The organism is Halorubrum sp. AJ67 (genome assembly GCF_000513435.1).
In genome coordinates, this window is the sequence record NZ_CBVY010000015.1 from 92,830 (window position 1) to 96,988 (window position 4,159).

Genomic DNA, 4,159 nt, shown 5'->3' on the forward strand with positions numbered 1-4,159 from the left:
GGAGCGGTGAGAGCGGCGACGCCGGTGCCGGCCTCGACGGCGGCGACGGGAGCGATGGGGGCGACGGAAGCGACGGAAGCGACGGAAGCGACGGCGGCGACAGCGGAGAGCCGGGCGACCCGATGCTCAGGGACGCCTCGGAGTTCGAGTACGCGAACCCCAACTGGGAGGAGAACAACTACCTGTTGACGGCCGTCGCGGAGAACGACTACTTCCAGGGGAGCGCGACCGACCTGGAGAACATGCGGAACCGCGACATCGACGAGGTGGCCCACGGTGAGCCGCCGCGGGAACTGCCCGACGACGAGAGCGACTGGGTCGACCCCGATCCGCTCGTGTTCGTCGACAAACCCGGCGAGTCCGGTCAGGCGCAGTTCCAAGAGACCATCCAGCCGATGATGGACCGGATCGAGGAGACGACCGGTCGGTCGGTCAGGTGGCAACCCGTCGACTCCAACGCGGCGTCCGTCGAGGCCCTCCGCTCGGGGCGCGCTCACTTGGGAAACGTCTCGACGGGGACGACGGCGTTCGCGGTCAACCTCGGCGGCGCTGTCCCGTTCGCGGACCCCATCAGTCCCACCGGCCAGTTCGGGTATCGGCTGCTCGCGATCACCCGCGCCGACATGGACGAGATCCAGTCGGTCAGAGACTTCCCTGACTACGACGTCACCCACACCGAGCCGGCGTCGAACTCCGGGAATCAGGCACCGTCGGCGCTGTTCGACCAGTACTTCGACGTGACGCCCGGCGAGGACTACGAGGTGGAGTTCTCGGGCGGCCACGACCAGTCCGGTCGCGGGATATTCGTGGGCGACTACGACTGCGGCCCGATCTGTAGCACCTGTCTGGACGACCTCATCCAAGCGAACGACGACATGAGTTACGACGACTTCAAAGTGGTCTGGGCCAGCAATCCGTTCCCGCCGGGTCCGGTCGTCCACCGCTACAACCTCCACCCGGACATCGTCGAGGGGATCAAGGAGGCCTACATCGAGACCGACTGGACGGGGACCGACTACGCGGAGCAGACCGGCGAGGCCGAATACGTCCCGATCGACTACAAGACCGTCTTCAACGACATCATGGTCATCCAGCGGTACAACGGCGTCGAGTACGAGAGCGGGAACCTGTAACCGATGCTCGAAACAGAGAACCTCGGGAAGACGTATCCGACCGGCGACGAGGCGCTCCGCGACGTGTCGGTCACGATCGGCGGCCGGGAGGTCGTCGCGATGATCGGCCCGAGCGGGGCCGGCAAGAGCACCTTCGTCCGGTGTATCAATCGACTCGTCGAGCCGACCACAGGGAGCGTCCGCCTCGATGACCGCGAACTGACGGGACTCGGCGAGGACGAGCTCCGGAACGCCCGCCGGGACATCGGGATGGTGTTCCAGGAGTACAACCTCGTCGAGCGGCTCACGGTGATGGAGAACGTCCTGTCCGGGCGGCTCGGCTACGTCTCGAACTGGGCCGCACTCCGCCGGAACTTCCCGCCGGAGGACGTCGAGCGCGCGTACGAGCTGCTCGACCTCGTCGGTCTCGACGACATGGAAAACAAGCGAGTCGACGAGCTCTCCGGCGGCCAGCGCCAGCGGGTCGGTATCGCGCGGGCGGTGGTCCAAGAGCCGAAGATCGTCCTGGCCGACGAGCCCACGTCGAGCCTCGATCCCGAAACGTCGCGGGACGTGATGGAGCTGCTGACGGACATCGCCGTCGAGCGCGATGTCCCGGTCGTGATAAACATCCACGAGGTCGATCTCGCAGAACGATACGCCGACCGAATCCTGGGGCTCCACGACGGGGAGCTCGTCTTCGACGGCCCGGCGGCCGACCTCACAGACGAGTCGAAGGGCGTCATCTACCGGGGCGAGGAGCTGCCGGCGTCGGCGGCGACAGACCCGGATCGACTGTCGAACGGCACCGGCGGCGAGGGCACGCCCGAGATCACCGGGGACGGGTCGAACGCCGGAAACGGCCGCCTCCCGGCAGAGGACTGACCGATGGCGACCGAGTCACCGACGTCGACCGACTCGCTCGACGCGGCCGAACGGCGGACGTGGAGACGCCCGACCGCGTTCCGAAACCGCTCCGCGAAGTGGGCGGTGTACGGGGCCGTCCTCGCGCTCGTCGTCTGGTCGGTCGCGAGCCTCCGGATCACTCCCGGGCGGTTCATCTCGGGGCTAGGCTACGGCTACGAGCTGATCGACTCGATGCTGCCGCCGGAGACCGGGAGCGAAAACATCGCTAGGCTGGTCGATCGCATGATCGAGACGATCGCGATGGCGATGATCGCGACCGTCTCCGGGATCGCGATCAGCCTGCCGGTGGCGCTCGGGGCGGCTGGGAACCTCTCGCCCCGGCCGACGTACTACCTGAGCCGGGGGATAATCAGCGTCTCGCGCGCCATCGACGGGCTGATCGTCGCGATCATCGCCGTCATCGCGCTCGGGTTCGGGCCGCTCGCGGGGATCTTCGCGATCAGCTTCAAGACGGTCGGGTTCTTTTCGAAGCTGTTCGCCGAAGACTTAGAAGACATCGACATGGGCGGCGTCGAGGCGATCGAGGCGACGGGTGCCTCCCGGTTCCAGCGGCTCGTCTACGGGGTCGTCCCGCAGGTCGTCCCGCGGTTCGCCGGCCTCGCGGTGTACCGCTGGGACATCAACATCCGGTCGTCGACGATCGTCGGGATCGTGGGGGCGGGCGGACTCGGCGTGCTCCTCCAGCGGTCCTACTCCCGGTACGAGTACGACTACGTGGCCGCAATCTTGATCGCCATCATCGCGGTCGTCCTGGTGGCGGAGTTCGTCAGCGCGGTCGTCCGACGGAGGGTCCAGTGATGGCGGGAGCCGCGAGCGACTGGAGCCGGTTCGACGCGAGGGAGCGACTCTTCCGGATCGGCTCCGTCGTCGTCGCCGCCGCGATCGTGGTCGGATCGTGGGAGTGGCTCGACATGAGCCTGCGGTACGTGGGTTCCGCGCCGCTCCAAGTCAGCGACCTGCTCGGACGGATGTACCCGCCCGACTGGGGATACCTACCGAACGCCGTCGGTCCGCTGGCGGAGACGATCCAGATCGCCGTCGTCGGGACGATCGGCGCGGTCCTTATGGCCGCACCCGTCGCCTACATCAGCGCCGAGAACACGACGCCGAACAAGGCGACGTACGCGCTCGGAAAGCTCATCGTCACCGTCTCGCGGTCGGTCCATACGATCGTCTGGGCGCTGCTTTTCGTCGTGATGTTCGGCCCCGGCGCGCTCGCCGGGACGGTCGCGACCGCGGTCAGGTCGATCGGATTCCTGGCGAAGCTCCTCGGCGAGGAGATCGAAGAGATCGACTTCGGACAGGTCGAGGGGGTCCGCGCGACCGGTGCGAACCCGTTCAAACTCCTCGTCTACGGGATTGTGCCGCAGATCAAGCCCGCATTGGTCGGGATCTCGGTGTACCGCTGGGACATCAACGTCCGAGCGGCCACCATCCTCGGCTTCGTCGGGGCGGGCGGGATCGGCGTCCAGCTGTTCCAGGCGATCAACTCGTTCGCTTGGCGGACGGTGTCAGCACTGCTCTTCGCCATCCTGGCGGTCGTGATCGTGAGCGAAGGAATCTCGGCGTACGCGAGGAAAAAGGTCCGATGAGGCCGTTGACCCTCGACGAGGGTGACGTCGTCCTCTTCGACATGGACGGCGTGATCCTCGACGGGTGGGGGACCGACGACGCGGTCCACGCCCGCGCGCTCGACGACGTGCTCGAAGAGCGGGGGATACGGGTGACCGGCGACCTCCGGCGACCGCTCGAAACGTACGAGTACGACGACGAGTTCCGGGCCGCCTGCGAGGAGCTCGGGGTCGACTCCGCCGAGTTCTTCCGGGCGCGAGAGGAGCGCAGCGCGAAGCGCGCGGTCGCCCGGCTCGCCGCCGGCACGAGGCGGCTCTGCCCCGATGTCGACGCCCTCGACGACATAGCCGATCGCGTCCCCGTCGGGCTCGTGAGCAACAACTACCACCCGACCGTCGAGTTCGTCGTCGACCACTTCCGGCTCGACGCGTTCTCGTTCGTCCGCGGCCGCGACCTCGGCCCGGACGGGTTCCGGCGGCGGAAGCCCGACCCGCACTACCTGAACGAGGCGCTCGACGCGCTGGACGCCTCCGGTGGACTCTACGTCG

Annotated in this window: 5 protein-coding genes; all 5 read left to right on the forward strand. The window is 67.5% G+C overall.

The features are described from left to right. The coding region (phnD, locus tag BN903_RS11890) for a phosphate/phosphite/phosphonate ABC transporter substrate-binding protein (RefSeq protein ID WP_228841095.1) at nt 1-1,133 on the forward strand (1,133 nt) is incomplete at its 5' end. A gap of 3 nt (nt 1,134-1,136) precedes the next feature. After that, nucleotides 1,137-1,997, forward strand: coding sequence for a phosphonate ABC transporter ATP-binding protein (gene phnC, locus BN903_RS11895; protein ID WP_048077923.1), 861 nt, complete (start codon nt 1,137-1,139; stop codon nt 1,995-1,997). A 3-nt stretch (nt 1,998-2,000) separates the two neighbouring features. Further along, entirely contained in the window at nt 2,001-2,837 is an 837-nt protein-coding gene (gene phnE / locus BN903_RS11900) for a phosphonate ABC transporter, permease protein PhnE (RefSeq protein WP_048077924.1), read from the forward strand. Continuing rightward, nucleotides 2,837-3,631: a phosphonate ABC transporter, permease protein PhnE gene (gene phnE, locus BN903_RS11905; RefSeq protein WP_048077925.1), complete on the forward strand. Its 795-nt coding sequence runs from the start codon at nt 2,837-2,839 to the stop codon at nt 3,629-3,631. The genes phnE (BN903_RS11900) and phnE (BN903_RS11905) overlap by 1 nt, the downstream gene beginning before the upstream one ends. Further along, a partial coding sequence (locus BN903_RS17550; protein WP_048077926.1) for an HAD family hydrolase occupies nt 3,628-4,159 on the forward strand: 532 nt, incomplete at its 3' end. The genes phnE (BN903_RS11905) and BN903_RS17550, both read left to right, overlap by 4 nt.

Bases quoted from the DNA above. Each gene is read 5' to 3' on its own strand.
- phnE (WP_048077925.1), top strand. From the start codon at position 2,837: ATGGCGGGAGCCGCGAGCGACTGGAGCCGGTTCGACGCGAGGGAGCGA.
- phnE (WP_048077924.1), top strand. From the start codon at position 2,001: ATGGCGACCGAGTCACCGACGTCGACCGACTCGCTCGACGCGGCCGAA.
- phnC (WP_048077923.1), top strand. From the start codon at position 1,137: ATGCTCGAAACAGAGAACCTCGGGAAGACGTATCCGACCGGCGACGAG.